We start from the raw sequence: 22,984 nt of genomic DNA on the forward strand, positions 1-22,984 counted from the left end.
ATGTTCGGGTTATGGCCGGTCGGATCGTCGTCGTTGCGCAGCAAAAGGGAGGGGCGGGCAAAACCACGCTCGCCGCGCACTTGGCCGCCTATTTCGCGGGGCGCGGTTTGCGCACGGCCGCCGCCGATATCGATCCGCAAGGCTCCTTCACGCGCTGGACCGAATTGCGCTTCAACGCGCGCGACGGTCAGGGGCTTGGCTTCGGCTTCGCGCAGCTTTCGGGCTGGCGTTTGCCGACCGAACTCGACCGCATGGCGCGCGAACACGACATCGTGATCGTCGACTCAGCGCCCCATGCGATGACGGATTCGCGCACAGCGATCCGCTACGCGCATTTGGTGCTGGTGCCCGTACAGCCGTCGCCGATGGATTTGTGGGCGACGGGCCCGACGCTGGCGCTGGCGCGCGAAGAACGCCGCCCGTCGATGCTGGTCATCAACCGCATGCCGCCGCGCTCGACCCTTGCGAGCGACATGGTCGAGAAGCTCAACGCGCTCGATGCGGGCGTGTGCCGCGTGGCGCTGGGCAACCGCACGGCCTATGCGTCGAGCTTGGGGGCGGGGCTGGGTGTGACGGAATTCGAGCCGGGTTCGACCGCCGCGCGCGAATTGGCGGCGGCGGGCGACGACGTGCTGGCGGCGCTGAACCGCTAGACGTTACTGCGCCGCGTGCGCTTCCGCGCCTTCTTCTTCGATGCCCAGCGCTTCCGAGAATTTGTTGAAGAACGTCGTCAGCGCAATGCGCAAGGTGAGCTCCACCACCTGCGCCTCGGTGAAATGCTTGCGCAGCTCGGCGTGCATTTTGTCGCCGATGCGGTGCGGTTCGTTGGTCACCGCGACCGAATAGGCGATCACGAGGCGATCGATATCGTCGAGGGCGGGGTGATCTACCTGATCGGGGATCTGCGCGACCGCATCCTCCGGCACGCCTTCGACCTTCAGCATCGGCACGTGATGGCCGACGCAGTAATGGCAGGCGTTGAGCTTGGAGACGACGACGATCGCGATTTCGAGATAGCGGCGCGGCAGCGTCTTGGCCGCGCGCAATTCCATCAGCATCGGCATGATGTGACGCAAGGCGGCGGGCACATGCGCCACGATCGACGCCTGATTGGCGAAGGGCCCGTATTCGGAGGCGTATTTTCGGAAGATCGCGGCCAGATCTTGCGGCAGATCGTCGGGTTTCAAATCGCGTACACGGGCCATGTCTTCCTCCAGTCTATCAGCGGAACTTTACCACGCGCCGCGCGCGACGAAATCGGGATTGCGGAAACCGGGCTTGCCGTAAACCAAGGGCGTGCCGTCGAGTTTCTCGACATGGCCGCCCGAAGCGACCAGCAAAGCTTCGCCGGCCGCCGTATCCCATTCCGACGTGGGGCCCAGGCGCGGATAGAGATCCGCCGTACCTTCGGCGACCAACCCAAATTTCGCGGCCGAGCCGACTTTGCGATGTTCCTTCACGACCATGCCGTCGCAATAGGCGCTTTCGGCACCCGAGCTATGGCTTTTGGAGGTGACGACGACCAGCCCGTCGGCGGGTTTGGCGCGCGCCTGGATCGGTTTTTCGCCGCCATCCTTTTCGGTGCGGAAGGCGCCAAGCCCTATCCCGCCCGACCATGCGACACCGGAGACGGGATGCAGCACGACGCCGAGCGCGGGGCGACCGTCCACGACCAAGCCGATATTGACGGCGAAATTGTCGCTGCGTTCGACGAATTCGCGCGTCCCGTCGAGCGGGTCGACGAGGAAAAACTCGCGCGGCGCCGTGGCGGGCCATGTCACATCGCCCCGCGCCACGGCTTCCTCCGCCACGGCCGGAACGCCGGGGGCGAGTTTCGCGAGACCGGCGAGGATGATCGCCTCGGCGCGCTCGTCCGCTTCCGTCACCGGCGTACGGTCGGCCTTGGCGCGCACATCGAAATCTCGCGCGTAGATGCGCAGGATTTCCGTGGCCGCCGCGCGCGCCAATGCGATCAAGGCGGGGCGCAAGGCGACGAAGTCGAGACTCACTCCGCCGCGGCCTTGGCCGAACCCGCTTGGATCAGGCGCCAGACCTTCTCGGGCGTGGCGGGCATGTCGATATGCTTCACGCCGTATTCGGCCAGCGCGTCGACGACCGCCGCGATGATCGACGGCGGAGCGCCGATCGCACCCGCTTCGCCCGCACCCTTCACGCCCAGCGGATTGTTGCGGCACGGCACCTCGTTATAGGCGAAGCGGATCGGCGGCAGGTCGTAGGCGCGGGGCATCGCGTAATCCATGAACGAGCCCGTCAGCAACTGCCCGGTCTCGGGATCGTAGACGCAGTTTTCGAGCAGCGCCTGACCCAGACCCTGCGCCACGCCGCCATGCACCTGGCCTTCGACCATCATCGGGTTCATCACGTTGCCGAAATCGTCGACGACCGTGTAGTCGAGCACCTTCACTTCGCCAGTGTTCGGGTCGATCTCGACCTCGGCGATGTGGCAGCCGTTCGGATACGTCGCCCCCGGCGGTTGGAAACTGCCGGTCTCGTCGATGCCAATGCTCATATCGTTGGGCAACTTCGCGGTGACGAAGCTGGTCTTGACGATATCGACGAAGCTTTTCGCCATGTCGGTGCCCGCGACGCGGAAATCCTTGCCGTCGAATTCGATATCGGCTTCGGCGGCTTCCAGCACATGGGCGGCGATCTTCTTGCCTTTGGCGATCACGCGTTCGACCGCCTTGCCGACGGCCGAACCGGACACGGCGAGCGCGCGGCTGCCGCCGGTCATGCCGGGGTAGAGCACCGTGTCGGTATCGCCCTGGATCACGCGCACGCTGTCCATCGGCACGCCCAGGCGTTCCGACACCATCTGCGCATAGGCGGTTTCGTGGCCCTGGCCGTTCGACTGGTTACCGATCAGAACGGTGGCGCCGCCGGTGGAATCGAAACGTATCTGTGCCGTTTCCTCCGACCCGCCGCCGCACGCCTCGACGTAAGTGATAAGGCCGCGCCCGCGCAGCATGCCCTTGGCCTTGCTGGCGGCCTTGCGCGCCGGGAACCCGTCCCAATCGGCGAATTTCATCGCGTCGGTCAGGTTCTGCGCGAACTCGCCACTGTCGTATGTCGTGTCGAGCGCCGTTTTGTACGGCATCGCTTCGGGCGGAATGAAGTTGCGGCGGCGCAGCTCGTCGGGCGCGATACCCAGCTCGCGCGAGGCGACGTCGACGATGCGCTCGGTCACGTAATTGGCTTCGGGGCGGCCCGCCCCGCGATAGGCATCGACCGGGGCGGTGTTCGTGAAATAGCCGACGACGTGGCAGTAAACCGCGCCGAACGTGTAGACGCCCGCCAGCATCGCCGTGCCCGCGAAGGTCGGGATAAACGGCCCGTAATGCGAGAGATAGGCCCCCAGATTGGCCTGCGTATAGACCTTCAGTGCCAGGAACTTGCCGTTCGCGTCGACCGCGAGCTTGGCGTTGGTCAGATGGTCGCGGCCATGCGTGTCGGCCAAGAAGGCTTCGCTGCGATCGCCCGTCCACTTGACCGGACGGCCGATCTGCTTGGCGGCGAACAACACGCCGATATATTCGGGATAAAGGAAGATCTTCATCCCGAAGCCGCCGCCCACGTCGCCCGAAATCACGCGTAGCGAATTCTCGGGAGTCTTGAACACGTAGTTGGTCAGCACCTTGCGCAGGCCCGCACCGCCTTGGCTGCCGCAATGCAGCGTCATGCGCTGCAAGCTCGAATCCCATTCGCCGATCGCCATGCGCGGCTCCATCGACGATGGCGCCAAGCGGTTGTTGACGAGGTCGAGCTCGATCACGCGCGCGGCCTTGGCGAACAACTCGTCCGCCTTGGCCCTGTCGCCCATATCCCAGTCGAGCGCCACGTTGCCCGGCGCCTTCGCCCAGACTTGCGGCGCGCCCTTCGCGGCGGCGCGCGCGATGTCGCCCACGGCCGGCAATTCCTCGAACTCGATTTCGACCAGCTCGGCCGCGTCGCGCGCTTCGGCCAAAGTTTCGGCGACGACCATCACGATCGGGTCGCCGACGAAGCGCACCGCATCCGTCGCCAAAGCCGGGCGCGGCGGGATCCAGGTCGTCGACCCGTCGCGATGCTTTTGCGGCGCCATGCAGGGCAGGTGGCCAACGCCTGCGGCTTCGAGGTCCGCCCCCGTCACGACCGTCAGCACGCCCGGGGCGGTTTTCGCGGCCGTCACGTCCAGGCGCTTGATCTTGGCGTGCGCCTGGGGCGAACGCAGGAAATAGGCGTGGCTCTGCCGGGGCAGGAGCGTGTCGTCGGTGTAACGGCCGTGACCGAGCAAAAGCCGGCGATCTTCGAGGCGACGCGGGGACTGACCGACACCGAACTTCATGGACGAGGCTCCCTGGCAATTTAGGCGGGGAGAATAGCATCCCGGACGACGCAATTGCCAAGCCCCGGCGCAAGAGGGATAACCGGAGCATGTGCGGTCGCTACTCCATCACCACCCCCGTCGAAGCGATGCGCCGGGTCTTCGGATTCGACGGCCCATTGCCCAATCTTCAGCCGCGCTGGAACGTGGCGCCGACCCAAACGGCCCCGGTGATCCGCCGGGCGGCCGATGGGGGGCGCGAATTGGCGATGTTGAGCTGGGGCCTCGTGCCCTATTGGGCCGAAGATACGAAACTGCAAAGCCATATGATCAACGCGCGCGGCGAAACGGTGGCCGAGAAGCCCGCCTTCAAACAGGCCTATCGCCAGCGCCGCTGCCTCGTCCCCGCCGACGGGTTCTACGAATGGCAGACGCTGGGCGCCAAAACGAAACAGCCGCTGCTGTTCCGCATGGCGGACGGCGCGCCTTTCGCCTTCGCCGGGCTATGGGAACGCTGGGTGCCGCCCAAGGGCGAGGTGCTGGAGACCTTCACCATCGTCAACACGGCGGCGAATGCGCCGATGTCTCAATTCCATGATCGCGTGCCGATCATCTTGGCGCCGGCGGATTGGGCCGCGTGGCTCGATCCGGCGGTCGATCCCGCGTCGCTCGTCAAGGCGCCGCCGTCGGAGTGGCTCACCTATACGCGTGTCTCGACCTATGTGAACTCGGTCAAACACGACGATGCGGGGTGTTTCGAGCCCGCCCCCGACGCCGAGCCGAAACCCGAGCCGCCGAAAAAAGCCAAAGCCGTCGACGGCCGCCAAGGCTCGCTGTTTTAAAATTTCTCGGGACGCGGTTTGATCCAGGGCGTCATGCGCGCGAGGATCGTGTCGCGGCGCACGAAATGGTGATGCAGCGCGGCGCCCGCGTGGATCAGCAGCACCAAACCCATCGTATAGGCAAGCAGCGAATGCGCGCCGAGCAGCAGGCCGCCGAGATCGTCGTCTTTCGGCAGCGGGTTGGGCAGCGGCACCAATCCGAACCACACGACCGGAAAGCCGAAGGCGTTGGAACCCATCCAGCCCAGGATCGGCTGCACGATGAGACAGAAATACAGGAAGCGATGCGCGGTTTCGGCCGCGACATGTTCGATCCACGGGGCGGGCGGTAAGGGCGGGGGCGGCGAATAAAGCCGCCAGCCGAGCCGCGCGAGCGTGAGCAGAAACACGCAGACGCCCACGGTCTCGTGCCAGGAATAGACGCGCAGCTTCCAATCGGAAAATTCGAGGCGCGTCATATAAAGCCCGACGCCGAACAACCCGGCGACGAGCAGGACCGTCAGCCAGTGGAAGGTTCGGGCGGGCGCGCCGTAGCGCGTGGGGGTATTGCGCATCACCATGCGGGCGCTAAGCTAGTCTTATGAGCGAGATCGTCAACCTCAACCGCGTGCGCAAAACCAAAGCCCGCGAAGATCGTGCGGCGCAGGCCGACGCCAACCGCACGAAATTCGGCCGCACCAAGGCCGAACGCGAACGGCAAGCGGCGCAGGACGCGCTGGAAGCCCAGCGTCTCGACGGCCACAAGCGCGAGGACTGATCGCATGTTGTTCATGGTCGTCGAAACATTTGCGGGCGGCGATATGGTGCCGATCTATCGCCACATGGCGGAGAAGGGGCGCGGCCTGCCCGATGGCGTCGAATATATCGATTCCTGGATTTCGATCGACATGACGCGCTGCTTCCAGCTGATGCGCGCCGACGACGCGGCCAAGCTGCAGCAATGGGTGCTGCATTGGCGGGGCCTCGGGATCGGGTTCGAATTCGTGCCCGTCGTGCCCGCCAAGGACACGCGCGGGCTGCACGAGAAAGCCGCTTTAGCCTGAGCGCGCGGCCAGGGTTTCGGCCCAGCGCTGTTCCCAGGGATTGTTCTCGAAATCCGCGACGCTGCCGTCTTCGGCGTAGAAGCGATTGGGGATTTGGAAAATCGCCAGCGTCAGGCAGCCGGTGGGCGTCCACGCCTCGTGGCGGCTGCCCGCCGGCCGCCAGACGAATTCGCCGGCGCGCGCGATACCGTCGCGGTCGTGCAACTCGCCTTCCAGCACATAGGTCTGCTCGACCAGCACATGCTCGTGATCGGGCAGTTTGGCGCCGGGGGCGAGGCGCGTCAGCACCGTCGCCATGCCGGTTTTCGCGTCGAAGAACAGCGACTTGGTTTCCACACCCGGAAAGCGCGAAGCGCGCCAAGGCAAATCCTTGGCGGCGACGAAATGGGAGATCATGGCGGCCTCGATATCAGTACAGGACGATCGCGTAGTCGCCGACGACCCGGAAGCCCAGGCCTTCGTAGCAGAACTTCGCCGCTGCATTTTCGATGCCGGTGAACAGAATCGCGTTCGTCGCCCCCGCCGCTTTGGCCGAAGCGAGTGCCGCCCCGGTCGCGAGCCGGCCGTAACCTTGGTCGCGCTCCGCCGGGGGCACGTAAACGCCGCCGATCTGCACGATATCGGGCAGGCGCGCATTGATCCCGGCATAAGCGACCGGCGTTCCCGCCCGGCGCAATACGAAGCCAAGACCGTCGTCGATCGTGCGGTCGATTTCCTCGGAAGCGCGACGCTTGGATTCCTCGCCGTCCGGCCAGGACAGAACTTCGCGGCAATAGGCATAGCGCCACTCGCGCAGAATCGCGCGATCGTCGCCGGTCGCGGCACCCAGCGTAAAATCGGCGCCCGGCAAGGCGGGCGTTTTGAGATCGGCCAGCGCCAGCGCGAACAAATCCTGGCGGGCGGCGAGGCGCGCGCGCCGCAGCGAGAAGGGCGGGATCTGGATCGCCTCTTCGACCTGTAGGGACGGGCCCATGATGCCGATCGCCGCGCGCGGCAAGCCGGCGGCCAGCGTTTCGGCGACCAACGCGCCCGCATGGGCTTGCGGACATTGGATCATCAGATTGCCGTTCCAATAGAGCGCCGCCGCGCCGATCAGCACGCCGTCTTCGAACGTGCCGGCATAGCTGCCTTGGAAGCGCTCGCCGCGATCGACGATCCCGGCGGCGCGCAAATTGGAACGCAGGAACATCGAGCTTTCGGGCGTTTGCGCCAGAAAGAACTCGAGCTTGGCTTCGTCGCCCGGACCGAGCGCACGATGAACGATGCCCACCATGCGCTCGATCCTAGCTCGGTTAACCCAAGAACGCGAACTTCAAGACGAACAGGATCGCGATGGTCCAAACCGCGCCCGAAACTTCGGACGCGCGCCCGGCCAGCGCCTTGATTGCGGCGTAGGAAATGAAGCCGAACGCGATCCCATGCGCGATCGAGAAGGTGAACGGCATCGCCATCGCCGCGATCATCCCCGGCGCGTATTCGGTGATATCGTTCCAGTCGAGATCGACCAGGCCCTTGGTCATGTAGCAGGCGACCAGGATCAAAGCCGGCGCGGTGGCGTAGGCCGGAACCGTGTTCGCCAGCGGCGCGAACACCAACGCGGCGATGAACAACAAGCCGACGACCACGGCGACGAGGCCCGTGCGTCCGCCGGCTTCCACGCCAGCGGCGCTCTCGATGTAGCTCGTCGTGTTCGACGTACCGAGCAGCGAGCCGACCAGCGAGGCCGACGAATCCGCGACCAACGCCTTTTTGAGGCGCGGCAGCTTGCCGTCCGGCGTCATCAGCCCGGCGCGTTGGGTCACGCCGACCAGCGTGCCGGCCGTGTCGAACAGATCGACGAACATCAGCACCAGGATGGTCGAGATCACGCTGATCTGCAGCGCACCCCAGATGTCGAGCTTCAGGAAGGTCGGTGCGATCGACGGCGGGGCGGAGACGATGCCCTGAAACGTGGTGAGGCCCAGGATCACGCCGGCGGCGGTGGTGCCCAGAATGGCGATGATGATGGCGCCCGGCACTTTGCGCGCGTCCAGCGCCACCATGACGACGAAGCCGACCGCCGCCAGCACGGCGGGGCCGGATTTAAGGTCGCCGAGGGTCACCAGCGTCGCCGGATGATCGACGACGATGCCCGCGTTTTTGAGGCCGATGATGGCCAGGAACAGGCCGATGCCGCCCGCAATACCGTATTTCAGCGCGCGGGGAATGCCGTCGAAGATCCAGGCGCGCGCGGGGCTCAGCGACAGCGCGACGGTCAGGATCGACGAGCAGAAAATGGCGCCCAACGCCGTTTCCCACGCCATGCCCATGCCCTTGACCATGCCGAAGGCGAAAAAGGCGTTGAGGCCCATCCCCGGCGCCAAGGCGATCGGGTAGTTGGCGTAGAGCCCCATGATGAAGCAGGAAAGGGCTGCCGCGAGACAGGTCGCGACGAACACCGAGTTTTTGTCCATCCCCGCGATCTCCAGGATCGAGGGATTGACGACGATGATGTAGGCCATCGTCAGGAAGGTCGTGACGCCCGCCAGGATTTCGGTCCGGACGGTGGTGCGGGCCTGCGTGAGGCCGAAATATTGATCCAGCATGGACTCCCCCTTCGGCCGCGTTTGTCCGCGTGCCGGAGGGGAAATCTAATACGAGCTTCCGAGTCGCTCTAAAGTGGCTTTTTGATCTTGGCCGCGATCTCGCCCACGATACCGCGCCGGAAGGCGAGCACGCAGACCACGAAGATCACGCCCTGCACGACCGTCACCCACTGGCCGAGTTCGGCCAGATAGTTCTGCATCGACACGATAACGGCAGCACCGATCATCGGGCCGAAGACGGTGCCAAGCCCGCCGACCAGCGTCATCAGCACGACTTCGCCCGACATCGACCAATGCACGTCGGTCAGCGAGGCGAGCTGGAACACGATCGCCTTGGTCGCCCCGGCGAGGCCGGCGAGCGTCGCCGACATCGTGAAGGCCGCGAGCTTGTAGTGATCGACGCGGTAGCCGAGCGAGATCGCGCGCGGCTCGTTCTCGCGGATCGCCTTCAGCACTTGGCCGAAGGGCGAGTGGACGATGCGGTAGATCAGCAGGAACGACGCCAGGAAGATCGCCGCGACGACGTAGTAAAGGACGTAATCGTTGCGCAGATCGAGGAAGCCGAACATCGTGCCGCGGGGCACGCGCTGCAAACCGTCCTCGCCGCCGGTGAAGGGCGCTTGCAGGGCGAAGAAGAACGCCATCTGCGCCAAGGCCAGCGTGATCATCGCGAAGTAAATACCTTGGCGGCGGATGGCGAGCGCGCCGACGACCAAGCCCAGCACCAACGCCATCGCGGCGCCGCCCAGGATCGCGAATTCCGGCGGCCAGCCCCAGACCTTCGCCGAATGGGCCGACACATACGCCGCCCAGCCGAAGAACAGCGCGTGGCCGAAGCTCAACAGGCCGACATAGCCGATCAGCAGATTGAAGGCGCACGCGAACAGCGCGAAGCACAGCACCTTCATCAGGAAGACGGGGTAGAGGATATAGGGCAGCACGATCAGCGCCGCGACCAGCGCGCCCAGGATCAGGCGCTGGTGGCGGGGCATGCCTGTCTCGGTGGAGGCTTGCGCGGGTTCGCCGGACATCAGCGCGCCCTCCCGAACAGACCGGCGGGTTTGATCAGCAGCACGATCACCATGATGACGAAGATCACCGTCGAAGAGGCTTCGGGATAGAACACTTTTGTCAGGCCTTCGATGATGCCGAGGCCGAAGCCCGTGAGGATCGAGCCCATGATCGAGCCCATGCCGCCGATCACGACGACCGCGAAGACGATGATGATGAGGTCGGCCCCCATCAAGGGGCTGACCTGATAGATCGGGGCGGCGAGCACGCCGGTGAAGGCGGCCAGCGCCACGCCGAAGCCGTAGGTCAGCGTGATCATGCGCGGCACGTTGATGCCGAAGGATTGCACCAGCGCCGGGTTCTCGGTCGCGGCGCGAAGATAGGAACCGAGCTTCGTCTTCTCGATGACGAACCACGTGGCGAGGCACACGACGAGCGAAACGACGACGACCCAGCCGCGGTAATTCGGCATGAACATGAAGCCGAGATCCGTGCCGCCGCGCAATTGCGCGGGGATGCCGTAGGGCAGGCCCGAGGAACCGAATTGGTTGCGGAACAAGCCTTGGATGATCAGCGCGATCCCGAAGGTCAGCAGCAGGCCGTAAAGATGGTCGAGCTTGTAGAGCCGATGCAGCATCGTGCGCTCGATCAGGATGCCGGTGAGGCCGACGGTCACGGGCACGATCAGCAATGCCCACCAGTAACCCACGCCCAGCCAATTCAGCAGCATCCAGGCCACGAACGCGCCCATCATGTATTGGGCGCCGTGGGTGAAATTGATGATGTTGAGCAGCCCGAAAATCACGGCAAGGCCGAGCGACAGCAGCGCGTAGAACGCGCCGTTGATCAAGCCCAGCAACAACTGGCCGAACAGCGCCTGGGGCGGAATTCCGAAAATATCGGGCATGCTTTTCTTTTCGCCGTGATCGAAGAACGGGGAAGGGGGCGGGCGATCCCGCCCCCTTCGTCGTTACGTCTTCAGCCGCCGACCAGCGGGCACTTGCCCTCGGCGAGCGGACGGAAGGCCTGCGCCGCCGGGATCGTCGCGCGGGTCTTGTAGTAGTCCCAAGCGCCCTTCGATTCCGACGGTTGCTTCACTTCGTAGAGATACATGTCGTGGATCTTGCGGCCGTCCTTGCGGATCTCGCCCTTGCCGAACAGCGGATCGTCGGTCGGCGTGGCCTTCATCTTTTCGACCACGGCTTTGCCGTCGGCGGCCGACTTCGTCGCCTCGATCGCCTTCAGATAATGAAGCGTCGACGCGTAGACGCCGGCATGCACCATCGTGGGATGGATGCCCTTGTTGGCGGCGGCGAAACGCTTGGCGAAAGCGCGGCTGGCGTCGTTCTGATCCCAGTAGAACGCTTCCGTCATGATCAGGCCTTGCGCCGTATCCAGGCCCAGGCCGTGCACGTCGGTGATGAACACCAGCAGCCCGGCCAGCGACTGGCCGCGCTTGACGATGCCGAATTCGGCCGCTTGCTTGATCGAGTTCACCGTGTCGCCGCCGGCATTGGCGAGACCGATGATCTTCGCGCGGCTCGATTGCGCCTGCAGCAGGAACGACGAGAAGTCGTTCGTGTTCAACGGCGCGCGCACGCCGCCGAGCACGCGGCCGCCGAGCGACTTCACGACGTTCGACGTATCGGCTTCCAGCTGATGGCCGAACGCGTAGTCGGCCGTCAGGAAGAACCACGTGTCGCCGCCGGTCTGCACGATCGCCTTGCCCGTGCCGTTGGCGAGCGCCCAGGTGTCGTAGGTCCAGTGGACCGTGTTGGGCGAGCATTGTTCGCCGGTGAGTGCGGAGGTGGCCGCACCCGACACCAGGAACACCTTGTTCTTTTCGCGCGTCACGCCGTTGACCGCGAGGGCGACGCCGGAGTTCGGCACGTCGACGATCATGTCCACGCCGTCGCGGTCGTACCATTGGCGGGCGATGTTGGAGCCGACATCGGCCTTGTTCTGATGGTCGGCCGAAACGAATTCGACCCTAAGGCCCTTGGCGGCGGCGCCGAAATCGTCGGCCGCCATACGCGCGGCGAGCACCGAGCCCGCACCGGCGAGATCGGTGTAAAGCGACGACATGTCGGACAGCACGCCGATCTTCACGTTGGTTTGCGCAACGGCCGGGGCCGCGGCGACGGCCGCCAGGGCGACGGCCCCCAGCAGCACGGATTTCAGTCTTTTCATGGTCGTTCTCCCTGTTTGTGGTTAGACGCCGAGATATTCGTGGAGCTTGCCCATATTCGCTTCGAGCGCGTCGTTGGCGATTTCGTCGACGACGCGGCCATGCTCCATGACGTAATGCCGATCCGCGACCGTGGCCGCGAAACGGAAATTCTGTTCGACCAGCAGGATCGTGAAGCCTTCGTTCTTGAGGCGCCGGATCGTGCGCCCGATCTGCTGGACGATGACGGGGGCGAGACCTTCCGTCGGTTCGTCGAGCAGCAACAACTTGGCGCCGGTGCGCAAGATGCGGCCGATCGCCAGCATCTGCTGTTCGCCGCCGGAGAGCTTCGTGCCCTGGCTCGTCAGGCGTTCTTTCAGGTTGGGGAACAGCTCGAAAATCGTATCGACCGACAAGCCGCCTTCGGCGACCGCGGGCGGCAGCAGCAGATTTTCCTTCACGTCGAGCGAGGCGAAGATGCCGCGCTCCTCGGGGCAGAAGGCGATGCCTTGGCGCGCGATGGCGTAGGAGGGCAGGTCGATCGTTTCCGCACCCTTGAACTTCACGCTGCCCTTGCGGCTGCCGACGATGCCCATGACCGATTTCATGGTCGTGGTTTTGCCCGCCCCGTTGCGGCCCAGCAGCGTGACGACCTCGCCCTCGCGGACCTGGAAATCGACGCCGTGCAGAATATGGCTTTCGCCGTACCAGGCGTTCAGGCCCGCAACGTTCAACATCGCCTCAGCCATGGCCGGCCCCCATATAGGCCTGCACCACGTCCGGATTTTTCGACACGGTCGCGTAATCGCCTTCGGCCAAAACTTCGCCGCGCGCCAGCACGGTGATCGTGTCGGAAAGATCGGCGACGACGGAAAGATTATGCTCGACCATCAGCACCGTGCGCCCTTGCGCGACGCGTTTGATGAGCGCGGAAATGCGGCCCACATCCTCGTGGCCCATGCCGGCGGTGGGTTCGTCGAGCAGCATCATCTCGGGTTCGAGCGCGAGCGTCGTCGCGATTTCCAGCGCGCGTTTGCGGCCATAGGGAAGCTCGACCGCGACCGTTTGCGCGTATTCCGACAGGCCGACCCATTCGATCAATTCGCGCGCGCGGTCGTTGTAGACGTCCAGCACCGATTGCGAGCGCCAAAAGTCGAACGAGTCGCCGCGCTTGCGCTGCAAGGCGACGCGCACGTTTTCGAGCACCGACAGATGCGGGAACACGGCCGAGATCTGGAAGGACCGCACGAGGCCCAAACGCGCGATATCGGCGGGCTTGGTCGCGGTGATGTCGCGGCCGTTATAGGAAATCCGCCCGCGCGACGGGATCAGGAACTTGGTGAGCAGATTGAAGCAGGTCGTCTTGCCCGCACCGTTCGGCCCGATCAACGCGTGGATCGAATGGCGGCGCACGCGCAACGTGACGTTATTGACCGCGACGAAGCCCCGAAATTCCTTCGTCAGCCCGTCGGTCTCGAGAATGTTATCGGCCAAAAGGCGTACTCCCTGTCAGGCGTACTTATCGTTTGTTGGTTTCAGACCTATCAGGTTGCGGGGTACCCTTGCAACCGCCCCAAGCTTGAAGGCGAGATTATTTCGCGGTAATTTCGCAGGAAAGAACGTAATTCTGACAAGGGGCTTACGGGAAAGTTAATCGAATTTTAGACGTTTTGCGGCTAACCTCGGCAGGTTGGGAACCGAGAACGGGAACCTGCCGTTTCAAAGGATCACCCCGGCCCGAGAAAACGGATCGAAACGCGCCATGACCACGCCCCCGAATCTGCCGCAGATCCCCGACCCGCCGGTGCCGGACAGCCCGTGCAAAGTGGCGCTCGTTCAGATCAACAATTCCTTCTCGGGTCAGAATTACCTGCCTTACGCGTGCGGCCTGATGGAAGGCTATACGCGCAAATATTCGGGACGGCCGGAGCGCTATACGTTCCTGCCGCCGATCTACAAGCGCTTGCGCGTGGAAGCGGCGGTCGAACATCTGCTCGACGCCGATGTCGTCGGCTTCTCCTGCTATGTGTGGAACGAGAAACTCTCGCTCGCCGTCGCGCGCCGTTTGAAGGAACGCAAGCCCGGCGTGATGATCGTGTTCGGCGGCCCGCAAGTGCCCGACCGCACCGAAGGGTTCCTGCGCGACAATCCATTCATCGATGTGGCCGTGAACGGGGAGGGCGAAGCGCCCTTCACCAAGCTGCTCGATCGGTTCCCGTCGCGCGATTGGACCGGCATTTCCAATCTTTCCTATATCCGCGACGGCAAGCTCGTCGTGCATCCCAAGGGAAACCGTATTCGCGATCTCGCGGATCTGCCGTCGCCCTATCTCGACGGCACGTTCGACCGGTTGATGGCGGCCAATCCGCAGGAAAACTGGATCGTGCTGTGGGAAACGAACCGCGGCTGCCCGTTCCAATGCACGTTCTGCGATTGGGGCTCGGCCACGCAAGCCAAGGTCTATCAATTCGATCTGGAACGCGCCTTCGCCGAAATCGATTGGTTCGCGCTGAAGAAGATCGAGTTCATCTTCTGCTGCGACGCCAATTTCGGCATCCTGGCGCGCGACATCCAAATCGCCGAAGCCCTGGCGAATTCGAAGGCCGCAACCGGCTATCCCAAAGCCGTGTCGGTGCAGAACACCAAGAACGCGACCGAGCGCGCGTATCTCACACAGAAAATCCTGTCGGACGCGGGCATGAACAAGGGCGTGACCTTGTCCATGCAATCGCTCGATCCGGGCACGCTCAAAGCCATCAAGCGCCAGAACATCGCGCTCGGCACCTACGAGGAACTCCAGCGCCGCTTCACCCGCGACCGGGTCGAGACCTATTCGGACCTCATCCTGGGCCTGCCGGGCGAGACCTATGATTCGTGGGTCGAGGGCGTGGCCAAGCTGATGGAGACGGGCCAGCACAACCGCATCCAGTTCAACAATCTGTCGATCCTGCCCAACGCCGAGATGGGCGATCCCGAATATCAGAAGAAATTCGGGATGGAGACGGTCGTCAATCGCGTGGTGAACATCCACGGCGCGTTGGAGATCGATCCCGACGGCATCTACGAAACGCAGGATCTGGTCGTCGCCACGGAATCGATGCCGCGCCCCGAGTGGCGCAAGGCGCGCGCCTTCTCGTGGATGGCCGCGCTCGTGCATTACGACAAGCTGCTGCAAGTGCCGATCCTGGTGACGCACGCGCAATGCGGCGTGCCGTTCCGCAAATTGCTCGAAGCGTTCTTCGACGCCGATCCCGCGAAATATCCGGTGTTCGGCTCGATCCGCGCCTTCTTCGACGATTACGCGATGCGCATCCAGAACGGCGAAGTCGAATACGTCTATTCGCAGGAATGGCTGGGCATCCACTGGCCGGCCGACGAATTCGTGTTCATCGATCTGGTCGTGCGCGGCAAGCTCGGCGCATTCTACGAGGAAGCCGAGCGTCTGACCTTCGACGTGCTGTCGCGCGACCGCGCGCTGCTGCCGCGCGAGCGCATCGCCGACGCGTTCAAGCTGAACCGCGCGATGGTCAAGGAGCCGGGGGCGCTTGGCGATATCGAAGTGTCGATCGGCAGCGATATCTATCCTTACTATCGCGCGCTGCTCGAAGGCCGCGACGAGGATTTGCTGGTCGAGCCCGTGACCTATCGCATCGAACGCTCGAAGGAGGCTTGGCCCGAATTCGACGATTGGTGCCGCGAAGTCGTGTGGTACGGCAACAAGAAGGGCGCCTATCTCTACGGCAACAAGGCGATGGCGCGCCATCTCGCCGGCCATTTCTAACGCCGTGGCGGGCGCCAAGCATCGCCGCCTGCTGATCACCGGCGCCACGGGCGTGCTGGGCGCGGGGTTTCGTGCTCTCGCCGCCGAATATCCCGAGCGCGAATTCCGCTTCGTGTCGCGCAAGGACGTGGATCTGCGCGATGCGGCCGCCACGCTCGCCCTCGTGCGCGCGGCCAAGCCCGACGCGATCCTGCATCTCGCGGCGATTTCCGGCGGCATCGAACTCGCGCGCCGTTACCCCGCGCGGATCTTGCGCGACAACGTCGCGATGACCTTCTCGGTGCTGGACGCCGCGGTCGAAGCGAAAATCCCGAAGACCGTGATGACGCTGTCGTCGGGAATGTATCCGGCGGCCGCACCCCAGCCCAATGTCGAAGACCAGATCCATGACGGGCGTCCGCATGACAGCGCCTATTCCTATGCGATGGCCAAGCGCCTGATCGAACCGGCCGTGCGCGCCTATCGCGCGGAGTTCGGCATCGACGCGATCGGTTTGGTGCCGTCGGGTATTTTCGGCGAGGACGACAACTACAATCCCGAGGATTGCACCTGGATCGCGGGTCTCGTGCGCCGCTTCGCGGAATGGACGCCGGATGCGGGCGACATCTCGATCTGGGGCGACGGCGCACCGGTGCGCGAGATCACCGATGCGCGTGACATGGCGCGCGCCTATCTGTGGGCGCTCGACAATTATTCCGACGCGGCGCCGTTGAACGTCGGCTGCGGCGAAGGCCAGCCGATCCGCGACGTCGCGATGCTGCTGGCGGAAATCGCGGGCGTTCCCGCCGAGCGCGTGAAATTCGATCCGGCGCGCGCGCGCGGCATCGACAAGCGCGTGACCGATTCCACGCGCCTCAAGAAGCTGTCGGGGCTGAAATTCACGCCGCTGCGGGTTTCCCTCGCGCGTGTTTTTGCCTGGTACAAGCGCACGCATGAAACCGATCCCGGCGCCATTCGTCGCCAATCGCGTTTCGCGCCGGAGTGATCATGGACAATCTGCTCGACCGCTATTGGTACTACGCGATCGAAATGGCGCCGGGCGTGATCACGCCGGGCAAGCGTTTCCCGAACGTCGCGATCACCCGCGATCTGCTGTCGCGCGTCGATGTGAAGGGCCAACGCTGCCTCGATATCGGCACGATGGAGGCGCTGGTGCCCGTGATCCTCGCCAAGCGCGGCGCGTCGGGTGTGGTCGCGGTCGATGGGCTCGATTTCGGCGAGAAGGTCGCGGCCGTGCGCGCGGCGCATAACGTGTCCTTCGCCTATGTGCCCGGCGTGCTGTCGGGCTCGCTGGTGCGGTCGATGGAAGAACGCGTGGCCGGCGACATGACCGAACATCGTTTCGCGGGCGGGCCCAAGCCGCGCCTCGATTTCGACGTCGTCGTGCTGTCGGGCATGCTCTATCACGTGCATTCGCCGCTGCATGTGCTGGCGGCGGCGCGCAGCCTGCTGCGCCCCGGCGGCTTGATGATCGTGGAAACTGCGATCATGCCGATGGACGCCTATCTGATGCAGTGGAATTTCGCGGGCACGGGCTATGTCTACGGGCCCACGGATACGTGGTTTATGACCGTGCCGCTGCTCGATCATTTCCTGCGCTTCCTCAAAATGATGCCGCTCGACGCGCGCTGGATTCCGGCGGGCACGGGGGTGGCGCGGTTCGCGTGCGTGGCGCGCGCGGTGGACTATCGGCCGCGTCTGCCGGCGGAAACGCTGATGGAAGAAGCGCCGTGGAATTTGGAACACGCGGCTTTGCATCGCGAAAACCTGTTCCCCGATCCCAAGCTGCCGCCCGTGCCCTATGCGACCGCCGCGAAGCCCGTTTACCGGCCGGGCGTAGGGTCGTGCGATCTGTTCGCCACGATGCAGGCCTCGCAGCCGCTGAACGTCACGCCGGAACTGGTCGAGTTGCGATTGGGCGCGACGATATGACGGATTTCACGGTCGCCGCGATGTGGCGCACGCCGATTTTCCAATGGCTCGGCGGCGACCATCCGATGATGACGAGCTTGCTGGCGCCCCGTGCTGGCTACGACTTCAAGCTCGATCTACCGGCGGCGGACGACGCGGCGCGCGCGAAAGCGGAAAGGGGCCTCGCCAATCTTGCCGCCAAGCTGCGCAAGGCCGTGCCCGATATCGCCGACGACGTGTTGGCGGAGTTCGTCAAATCCCGCGACCTCGAAAGCCAAGCGCAGGTCGCCGCCGCCGAACCCGATCTCGTGTTTCCGCATTCGATGCCGTTCACCGATATGGAACGGCCGTGGATTTCGCATCTCGAGGAATTGCTGGCGCTGTTCGCCCCGTTCTTCTGGCACGGCACGTCGGCCGAGCGCACCGCATATGGCACGCCGGTGTGGAAGCTCGTGAAGGCGATGCTGGAAGACCCGTCCTGCCGCGCGCTGTCGGCGCATTTGCGGCATACGGTCGATTGGATCGGTAAACTGTTCGACAGCCCGACGATCGCGGCCAAGACGCGCTTCATTCCCTTCGGTCACGCGTTCTCGCCTTCGATCGAAGCGCGCGTGCGCGAAGCGCAAGAAGCGCGCGCCGGCCGCAAGGGCTGCACCTTCTTGTTCACGAATTCCTGGTTCCAGGCGGAGCCGAGTTTCGTGTTGCGCGGCGGCATGGAAACGCTGGCGGCCTACGGCAATCTCGTCAAACGCCGTCCCAATTGCCGCTTGATCCTGCGCACCAAATTGCCGGTGTCGATCTTCGGCGAAGGTTTCGCCGATTTCGTGCGCGCCTTGCCTAATGTCGAGATCGTCGACGGCAAGCTCGACTATCCCGATTTCGTCGATCTGTTCTTGCGCGCCGACGCGTTTCTGCTGCCGTCCTGCGGGCTCCACACCGTCTCGCTGCTCGAAGGCATGGCGGCCGGTACGGCGGTGATCGCGTCGGACGCGCCGGCGGTGGACGAATTCGTCACCCATGGCGAAACCGGGCTCGCCGTCGAAGGGCGGCGCAAATTGTCGTGGTACGACGAGCACGGCTTCCTGCGGCAGACTTTCGAACCGCTGAAGAAGGAATTCGATGCCGCTTTCGCCGCCAATCTCGAAGCGGCGATGGATCGCGTGGCGGGCGACGCCGCGTATCGCGTGAAATTGGGGCGTGCGGCATTCGCGCATGTGCGCCAAAATCACGCCATGGACCCTTGGATCGGCGGCTTCGGCCAAATGCTCGACGACGTGCGCGAGCGCTTGCGATGAGCGGCGCCTTTGACCCGCGCACCATGCTGGGGCGCGGCGGTTTCGATACGCATGCCACACTCGACCTGCGCGGCTTCAAGCGCGACGCGGCGCTCGAGAAGCTCAAAGCGCTGATCGACACCCATGCCGCACCGGCCCCGCATCGTTACGCGGTGCTGATCGACCCGGCCACACCGGGCGGTGGGGAGACGTTGTTCCAGCCGGTGGGCCGCTATCTGCTCGACGCCAAGCGCGCGGGCAAAATCTTCGCCGTGACGCCGCTCGCCGATCCGCCGGGCGGCGGCTTCGCGATCGATCTGGGGCAAGCGTGAGCGTCGACCAAGCGGCACTTGCGGATCTGGCGCTGCGCTTGGCCGAGAATTTCGGCAGCCATTCCAAGCTGGTGGAATTGGTCGCGCGCGCGGCGCGCACCGGCGACGAAATCGTCGCGGCCCAGGCGTGGGACGAAATCGGCAAGCTGCCGCCCGATATCCGGGCGGCGATCGCGAAATGGCTTGCCGAAGCCCGGCCCGCGCCGGCGAACGACCGTTAGCGTTAGACTTTGACGCCGATCGGGCAGGACACGCCCGTGCCGCCCAGGCCGCAATAACCCGCCGGGTTCTTGGCGAGATATTGCTGGTGATAGGCCTCGGCGTAATAGAACGGGCCCGCATCGACGATCTCGGTCGTGATCGGGCCATAGCCGGCCTTGGCCAACGCCGCCCCGAACGCCGCTTTCGACGCTTCGGCGGCCGCGCGCTGTTCGGGCGAATTCACGTAGATGCCCGAGCGATATTGCGTGCCCACGTCGTTGCCCTGGCGCATGCCCTGCGTCGGGTCGTGGCTTTCCCAAAACGTCTTGAGCACGTTTTCGAGGCTCAGACGCGCGGGGTCGAAGGCGACCAGTACGACCTCGTTATGGCCGGTGGCGCCGGAGCACACTTCTTCGTAGGTCGGGTTCTTGGTGTAGCCGGCGGCATAGCCCACGGCGGTCGAAACCGCCCCCGGCAATTGCCAGAACTTGCGTTCGGCACCCCAAAAGCAGCCCAAGCCCACGACGATCGTTTCCGTGCCCGCCGGGAAGGGCGGCTTCAACGGCGTGCCGAGCACGAAATGGCGGGTCGGAACGGCGATCGCTTCGTCGCGTCCGGGCAGCGCCTCGGCCGGCGACGGCATGACGGCTTTTTTGCGGGCGAAGAGATACATGGGGAACCTCGCTTTCGCCGGTCGGTTCGTGCGCGAAGCCCCGAAGGTTACAGGCCCTTCAGATGGCGTTCGATTCGCATACGCTCGCCGTCCGACACCGCGACGTCGAAGCTGTGGCGCAGCGACATCATGGTTTCGAGCTGCTTCATCGATCCGAAGATGCGCCCGGCCGCGAGCTGGCGGGCGACCGCACCCATATGCTTGGGCGCGTCGAGGAACACTTGATGGGCGAGCAGCACGGGCTTGCCCTCATGCGTGCCCAGCGTGACGAACCATTGGGCGACGGAATTCGAGCCGATGAAAATGCGATCGTTGATCAGCGTGCGCGGCGCCTCCGGCGTTGCCGGGGCGGCGGCTTGGGGATTGTGCGGCGCGGGTGTGTTTTCCATCGGCATGATCCGTTCGACTCGTAGAGTGCTGATCTGCGAGTCAATTTGAGGGCTGCCGATGAATCAAGCGTTAAACTGCGGCGCGGAAATTAGACGATGCGCGCTTTAATTGTTAACGCGCGACTGAATGTAAAAATTGCGTCACGCGGAATCGCGATTTGCATCGCCTTCCGGTATTCAGACGCTACGATTTGCGGGATCTTGATAAGCCACGAACCGCGTGGGTTCGGAGGGGCCGGATGGTGGGCGCTGCAGGGATTGAACCTGCGACCCCTGCCGTGTGAAAGCAGTGCTCTCCCGCTGAGCTAAGCGCCCGTCGCCATCGGCCAAAAGCGGCGGTGGGGCAGGGGTATAGGGCGGGCGTCACAAACTGTCAAGGAACCGGCCCTTGGCGGCGGGCGAAAATACCCTATCTTATGGACATGCTTAAGGGACTCCGCCCCGCCGCCCTGGGATTGGCCGCCGCCTTGTTCGCGGCGCCGGCCGGTGCCTTCACCTCCGGCGACCGGTACGAGGTCGATTTCGATGTGACCGCCGGCGGGCGGATCGCCAGCCTGACTTTGGCCTTCGCGATGGTCGGCCAGAACTACCAGTTCGCCTCGCGCCAGGAATCGGCCGGGATGCTCGATTGGCTCGTCTCCTGGCGTTCGCAGACCGAGGTCACCGGTTTCTTCCGGGGCAACGATCCCGTACCCACCTCCTATCGCGTCGATGGCATGTTCCGCGGCAACCCGCGCAAAGTGGAATTGGTGTTCGAGCACGGGCGCGTCGTGCGCATGGATACGGTGCCCGAAGCGCGCGACGACGACCGCGACGAAGTTCCCCCCGAATTGCGCGAAGGGGCGGTCGATCCCGTCTCGGCGCTGGTCTACGCGCTGCGCAGCGTGAACGAGACCGGTAAGTGCGACGCGCGCGTGAAGGTGTTCGACGGCCGCCAGCGCTACGACGTCGCGTTCACCGACAAGGGCATGCAGCGCGTGGCGCGCCACAACGCGTCGAATTTCGAAGGCGAGGCGCGGGCCTGCGAATTCGAATGGATCCCGATCGCGGGGCGCAAGCGCAACCCTTCGGTCCGCGTGTCGGGCGAACAGCGCGTCGGTACCGTCTATCTCGCCCCCGTCGCCGATAGCGCCGTTTTGGCGCCGGTGCGTATCGAATTCACGCTGTGGTTCGGCACGGTGGTCGGGCATCTGCGCGATGTGCGCCGCATGCCCGCGCGCGCGGAGATCGACTGACCTTAAGGCCGGTGTTCGATGTCTTCGGTTTCGCGGCGCAAGGCGCGGATCGAGACATAGACTTCGATCAGGAACAGTCCCAGCGCCAGGATCACGGCGACGACCGCGGCGGCGAAAAAGCCGATCGGCACCGTGCTGGCGATACCGCGCGATACGCCCACGACGAACAGCGCCAAAATCGCGCAGCAGGTCAGAAACGTCGATACGGTCAGCAGCGCGATCGCCGCGTTGACGACGCGCAGCCGCGTCCGCTGGATCGCCAATTCGCCGTGCCATTGGCGCATCCGTTCGGGCTCCGCCAGGCCGCGCAACTCGCGCGACAAATTGCGCGTGCGATCGACGACGCGCGCCAAGCGCCCGGTGAACACGCTCAGCAGAATGCCGAGGCCGTTGAGCAGAAACACGGGCGCGATCGCCATCTGGATCAGATGCGCGATGCTTTCGATGGTCATGTCGCCGGTCATGCGATCAGCTCCGCGATCTGGGCGAAATCCCGCACCAGCACATCGGCGCGCAGATTTTCGACCGGCCCCAGCGAATAACCATAGGGCACGGCGATGAACGGCAAACCCGCCGCGCGTGCCGAATGGGCGTCGTTGGGCGAATCCCCGACGAAGGCGGTTTCGCCCGGCGTCGATCCCAGTGCCGCCAAGCCGATGCGCACATGGCGCGGATCGGGTTTGCGGAAGGGCACGTCGCCGCCGACGACGGCGCCGAAATACTTCCCGAAGCCGAGGGCCTTCAGCAATTTCGCCGTCGGCCGGTCGGCCTTGTTGGTGACGATGCCGAGTTTGAGGCCGCGGTGGCGCAGCGCCTCCAGCGTCGCCTCGACGCCCGGATAGGGTCTCGACGTGCGCGCGATATCCGCTTCGTAGATTTCGAACCAGCGCTTGGTCAGCTTGTCGAGCGTCGCGGCGTCGGGGGCGGGCAGGCCGGAAACCTTCCAGCCCTTTTCGATCAGCGCGCGCGCCCCGTCGCCGACCAGGCCGCGCGCGGTCGCCTCGCCCAGCGCCTTGTGGCCGTTTTCGACCAGAAGGGCGTCGAGGGCCGCGCCGATATCGCCGGCCGTGTCGACGAGCGTACCGTCGAGGTCGAAGAGGATCGCGGTCGCGCGGAAAGGGGCTTTCATCCCTTGGATTTAGCGGCCCTTGCCACAGGTCGCAACAATTCGTGACTGGGGTCGCGGCCGGGGTATATGGAATGGTCCGACCGCCAC

Annotated in this window: 27 protein-coding genes and 1 tRNA gene; 11 read left to right on the forward strand and 17 right to left on the reverse strand. The window is 64.6% G+C overall.

The window, feature by feature from the left end; all coding sequences use genetic code 11:
- Positions 1 to 11: 11 nt before the first annotated feature.
- Positions 12 to 653 (forward strand): ParA family protein, encoded by a 642-nt coding sequence (locus J0H39_07615; protein MBN9496606.1) that lies wholly within the window; start codon positions 12 to 14, stop codon positions 651 to 653.
- A 3-nt stretch (positions 654 to 656) separates the two neighbouring features.
- Here J0H39_07615 and J0H39_07620 read toward each other — a convergent pair whose 3' ends face one another.
- The 3 genes from J0H39_07620 to J0H39_07630 are packed head-to-tail and all read right to left on the reverse strand — an operon-like array spanning position 657 to position 4,345.
- Positions 657 to 1,205 carry a carboxymuconolactone decarboxylase family protein gene (locus J0H39_07620; GenBank protein MBN9496607.1) on the reverse strand — a complete coding sequence of 183 codons (549 nt, stop codon included), beginning with the start codon at positions 1,203 to 1,205 and terminating at the stop codon, positions 657 to 659.
- Positions 1,206 to 1,232: 27 nt separating this feature from the next.
- Complete coding sequence (gene cysQ, locus J0H39_07625) at positions 1,233 to 2,009, reverse strand: 3'(2'),5'-bisphosphate nucleotidase CysQ (GenBank protein MBN9496608.1); 777 nt, start codon at positions 2,007 to 2,009, stop codon at positions 1,233 to 1,235.
- The gene (locus J0H39_07630; protein ID MBN9496609.1) at positions 2,006 to 4,345 is read right to left on the reverse strand and encodes a xanthine dehydrogenase family protein molybdopterin-binding subunit; all 2,340 of its coding nucleotides are present in this window, start codon (positions 4,343 to 4,345) and stop codon (positions 2,006 to 2,008) included. The genes cysQ and J0H39_07630 overlap by 4 nt, the downstream gene beginning before the upstream one ends.
- 89 nt (positions 4,346 to 4,434) lie before the next feature.
- Here J0H39_07630 and J0H39_07635 point away from each other — a divergent pair, with 89 nt between their 5' ends.
- Complete coding sequence (locus tag J0H39_07635) at positions 4,435 to 5,166, forward strand: SOS response-associated peptidase (GenBank protein MBN9496610.1); 732 nt, start codon at positions 4,435 to 4,437, stop codon at positions 5,164 to 5,166.
- Here the strand turns inward: J0H39_07635 and J0H39_07640 are convergent.
- Positions 5,163 to 5,720 carry a cytochrome b gene (locus J0H39_07640; GenBank protein MBN9496611.1) on the reverse strand — a complete coding sequence of 186 codons (558 nt, stop codon included), beginning with the start codon at positions 5,718 to 5,720 and terminating at the stop codon, positions 5,163 to 5,165. The two genes, J0H39_07635 and J0H39_07640, sit on opposite strands and share 4 nt — an antisense overlap.
- A 26-nt stretch (positions 5,721 to 5,746) precedes the next feature.
- On the opposite strand from J0H39_07640, the gene J0H39_07645 reads away from it, so the two are divergent.
- Both J0H39_07645 and J0H39_07650 read left to right on the forward strand, forming a co-directional pair.
- Positions 5,747 to 5,923 (forward strand): DUF4169 family protein, encoded by a 177-nt coding sequence (locus tag J0H39_07645; GenBank protein ID MBN9496612.1) that lies wholly within the window; start codon positions 5,747 to 5,749, stop codon positions 5,921 to 5,923.
- 4 nt (positions 5,924 to 5,927) lie between these two features.
- Positions 5,928 to 6,209 carry a DUF3303 family protein gene (locus J0H39_07650; GenBank protein MBN9496613.1) on the forward strand — a complete coding sequence of 94 codons (282 nt, stop codon included), beginning with the start codon at positions 5,928 to 5,930 and terminating at the stop codon, positions 6,207 to 6,209.
- Here the strand turns inward: J0H39_07650 and J0H39_07655 are convergent.
- The 8 genes from J0H39_07655 to J0H39_07690 form a co-directional block, all read right to left on the reverse strand.
- Positions 6,201 to 6,605 (reverse strand): cupin domain-containing protein, encoded by a 405-nt coding sequence (locus J0H39_07655; GenBank protein MBN9496614.1) that lies wholly within the window; start codon positions 6,603 to 6,605, stop codon positions 6,201 to 6,203. The genes J0H39_07650 and J0H39_07655 overlap by 9 nt on opposite strands.
- 13 nt (positions 6,606 to 6,618) lie before the next feature.
- Positions 6,619 to 7,482, reverse strand: a complete 864-nt coding sequence (locus J0H39_07660) for a GNAT family N-acetyltransferase (protein ID MBN9496615.1) — start codon at positions 7,480 to 7,482, stop codon at positions 6,619 to 6,621.
- Positions 7,483 to 7,501: 19 nt separating this feature from the next.
- A complete protein-coding gene (locus tag J0H39_07665; protein ID MBN9496616.1) occupies positions 7,502 to 8,794 on the reverse strand; it encodes an NCS2 family permease in 1,293 nt (430 codons plus the stop codon).
- Between the two features lie 68 nt (positions 8,795 to 8,862).
- On the reverse strand, positions 8,863 to 9,825 hold the full coding sequence (locus tag J0H39_07670) for a branched-chain amino acid ABC transporter permease (protein MBN9496617.1): 963 nt from the start codon (positions 9,823 to 9,825) through the stop codon (positions 8,863 to 8,865).
- Complete coding sequence (locus J0H39_07675; protein ID MBN9496618.1) at positions 9,825 to 10,712, reverse strand: branched-chain amino acid ABC transporter permease; 888 nt, start codon at positions 10,710 to 10,712, stop codon at positions 9,825 to 9,827. The genes J0H39_07670 and J0H39_07675 overlap by 1 nt, the downstream gene beginning before the upstream one ends.
- 71 nt (positions 10,713 to 10,783) lie before the next feature.
- A complete protein-coding gene (locus J0H39_07680) occupies positions 10,784 to 11,995 on the reverse strand; it encodes an ABC transporter substrate-binding protein (protein MBN9496619.1) in 1,212 nt (403 codons plus the stop codon).
- 21 nt (positions 11,996 to 12,016) lie between these two features.
- Positions 12,017 to 12,721 (reverse strand): ABC transporter ATP-binding protein, encoded by a 705-nt coding sequence (locus J0H39_07685; GenBank protein MBN9496620.1) that lies wholly within the window; start codon positions 12,719 to 12,721, stop codon positions 12,017 to 12,019.
- Entirely contained in the window at positions 12,714 to 13,466 is a 753-nt protein-coding gene (locus tag J0H39_07690) for an ABC transporter ATP-binding protein (protein MBN9496621.1), read from the reverse strand. The genes J0H39_07685 and J0H39_07690 overlap by 8 nt, the downstream gene beginning before the upstream one ends.
- Positions 13,467 to 13,734: 268 nt before the next feature.
- On the opposite strand from J0H39_07690, the gene J0H39_07695 reads away from it, so the two are divergent.
- From J0H39_07695 to J0H39_07720, 6 genes are read left to right on the forward strand one after another with little or no spacing between them, the layout of a single operon-like run.
- On the forward strand, positions 13,735 to 15,753 hold the full coding sequence (locus tag J0H39_07695; GenBank protein ID MBN9496622.1) for a cobalamin-dependent protein: 2,019 nt from the start codon (positions 13,735 to 13,737) through the stop codon (positions 15,751 to 15,753).
- 4 nt (positions 15,754 to 15,757) lie between these two features.
- Positions 15,758 to 16,738: an NAD-dependent epimerase/dehydratase family protein gene (locus J0H39_07700; protein ID MBN9496623.1), complete on the forward strand. Its 981-nt coding sequence runs from the start codon at positions 15,758 to 15,760 to the stop codon at positions 16,736 to 16,738.
- 2 nt (positions 16,739 to 16,740) lie between these two features.
- Positions 16,741 to 17,685: a methyltransferase domain-containing protein gene (locus J0H39_07705; GenBank protein ID MBN9496624.1), complete on the forward strand. Its 945-nt coding sequence runs from the start codon at positions 16,741 to 16,743 to the stop codon at positions 17,683 to 17,685.
- Positions 17,682 to 18,959 carry a glycosyltransferase family 4 protein gene (locus J0H39_07710; protein ID MBN9496625.1) on the forward strand — a complete coding sequence of 426 codons (1,278 nt, stop codon included), beginning with the start codon at positions 17,682 to 17,684 and terminating at the stop codon, positions 18,957 to 18,959. Before J0H39_07705 ends, J0H39_07710 begins: the two co-directional genes overlap by 4 nt.
- Positions 18,956 to 19,270, forward strand: coding sequence for a hypothetical protein (locus J0H39_07715; protein ID MBN9496626.1), 315 nt, complete (start codon positions 18,956 to 18,958; stop codon positions 19,268 to 19,270). The genes J0H39_07710 and J0H39_07715 overlap by 4 nt, the downstream gene beginning before the upstream one ends.
- Positions 19,267 to 19,491, forward strand: coding sequence for a hypothetical protein (locus J0H39_07720; protein ID MBN9496627.1), 225 nt, complete (start codon positions 19,267 to 19,269; stop codon positions 19,489 to 19,491). Before J0H39_07715 ends, J0H39_07720 begins: the two co-directional genes overlap by 4 nt.
- Before the next feature lie 2 nt (positions 19,492 to 19,493).
- Here J0H39_07720 and msrA read toward each other — a convergent pair whose 3' ends face one another.
- From msrA to J0H39_07735, 3 genes are all read right to left on the reverse strand, one after another.
- Positions 19,494 to 20,144, reverse strand: a complete 651-nt coding sequence (gene msrA, locus J0H39_07725) for a peptide-methionine (S)-S-oxide reductase MsrA (GenBank protein ID MBN9496628.1) — start codon at positions 20,142 to 20,144, stop codon at positions 19,494 to 19,496.
- A 47-nt stretch (positions 20,145 to 20,191) separates the two neighbouring features.
- Positions 20,192 to 20,533, reverse strand: a complete 342-nt coding sequence (locus J0H39_07730) for a hypothetical protein (protein MBN9496629.1) — start codon at positions 20,531 to 20,533, stop codon at positions 20,192 to 20,194.
- Positions 20,534 to 20,773: 240 nt separating this feature from the next.
- Positions 20,774 to 20,848 (reverse strand) — tRNA-Val (locus tag J0H39_07735).
- Between the two features lie 107 nt (positions 20,849 to 20,955).
- Here J0H39_07735 and J0H39_07740 point away from each other — a divergent pair.
- Positions 20,956 to 21,768 carry a DUF3108 domain-containing protein gene (locus tag J0H39_07740; GenBank protein ID MBN9496630.1) on the forward strand — a complete coding sequence of 271 codons (813 nt, stop codon included), beginning with the start codon at positions 20,956 to 20,958 and terminating at the stop codon, positions 21,766 to 21,768.
- 2 nt (positions 21,769 to 21,770) lie between these two features.
- Here the strand turns inward: J0H39_07740 and J0H39_07745 are convergent, their stop codons facing one another.
- Together J0H39_07745 and gph are read right to left on the reverse strand one after the other, a co-directional pair.
- Positions 21,771 to 22,232 carry a DUF2721 domain-containing protein gene (locus J0H39_07745; protein ID MBN9496631.1) on the reverse strand — a complete coding sequence of 154 codons (462 nt, stop codon included), beginning with the start codon at positions 22,230 to 22,232 and terminating at the stop codon, positions 21,771 to 21,773.
- The gene (gene gph, locus J0H39_07750) at positions 22,229 to 22,897 is read right to left on the reverse strand and encodes a phosphoglycolate phosphatase (protein MBN9496632.1); all 669 of its coding nucleotides are present in this window, start codon (positions 22,895 to 22,897) and stop codon (positions 22,229 to 22,231) included. Before gph ends, J0H39_07745 begins: the two co-directional genes overlap by 4 nt.
- Positions 22,898 to 22,984: the final 87 nt, after the last annotated feature.

The organism is Alphaproteobacteria bacterium (assembly GCA_017308135.1).
Taxonomy (GTDB): Bacteria; Pseudomonadota; Alphaproteobacteria; order CACIAM-22H2; family CACIAM-22H2; genus Tagaea.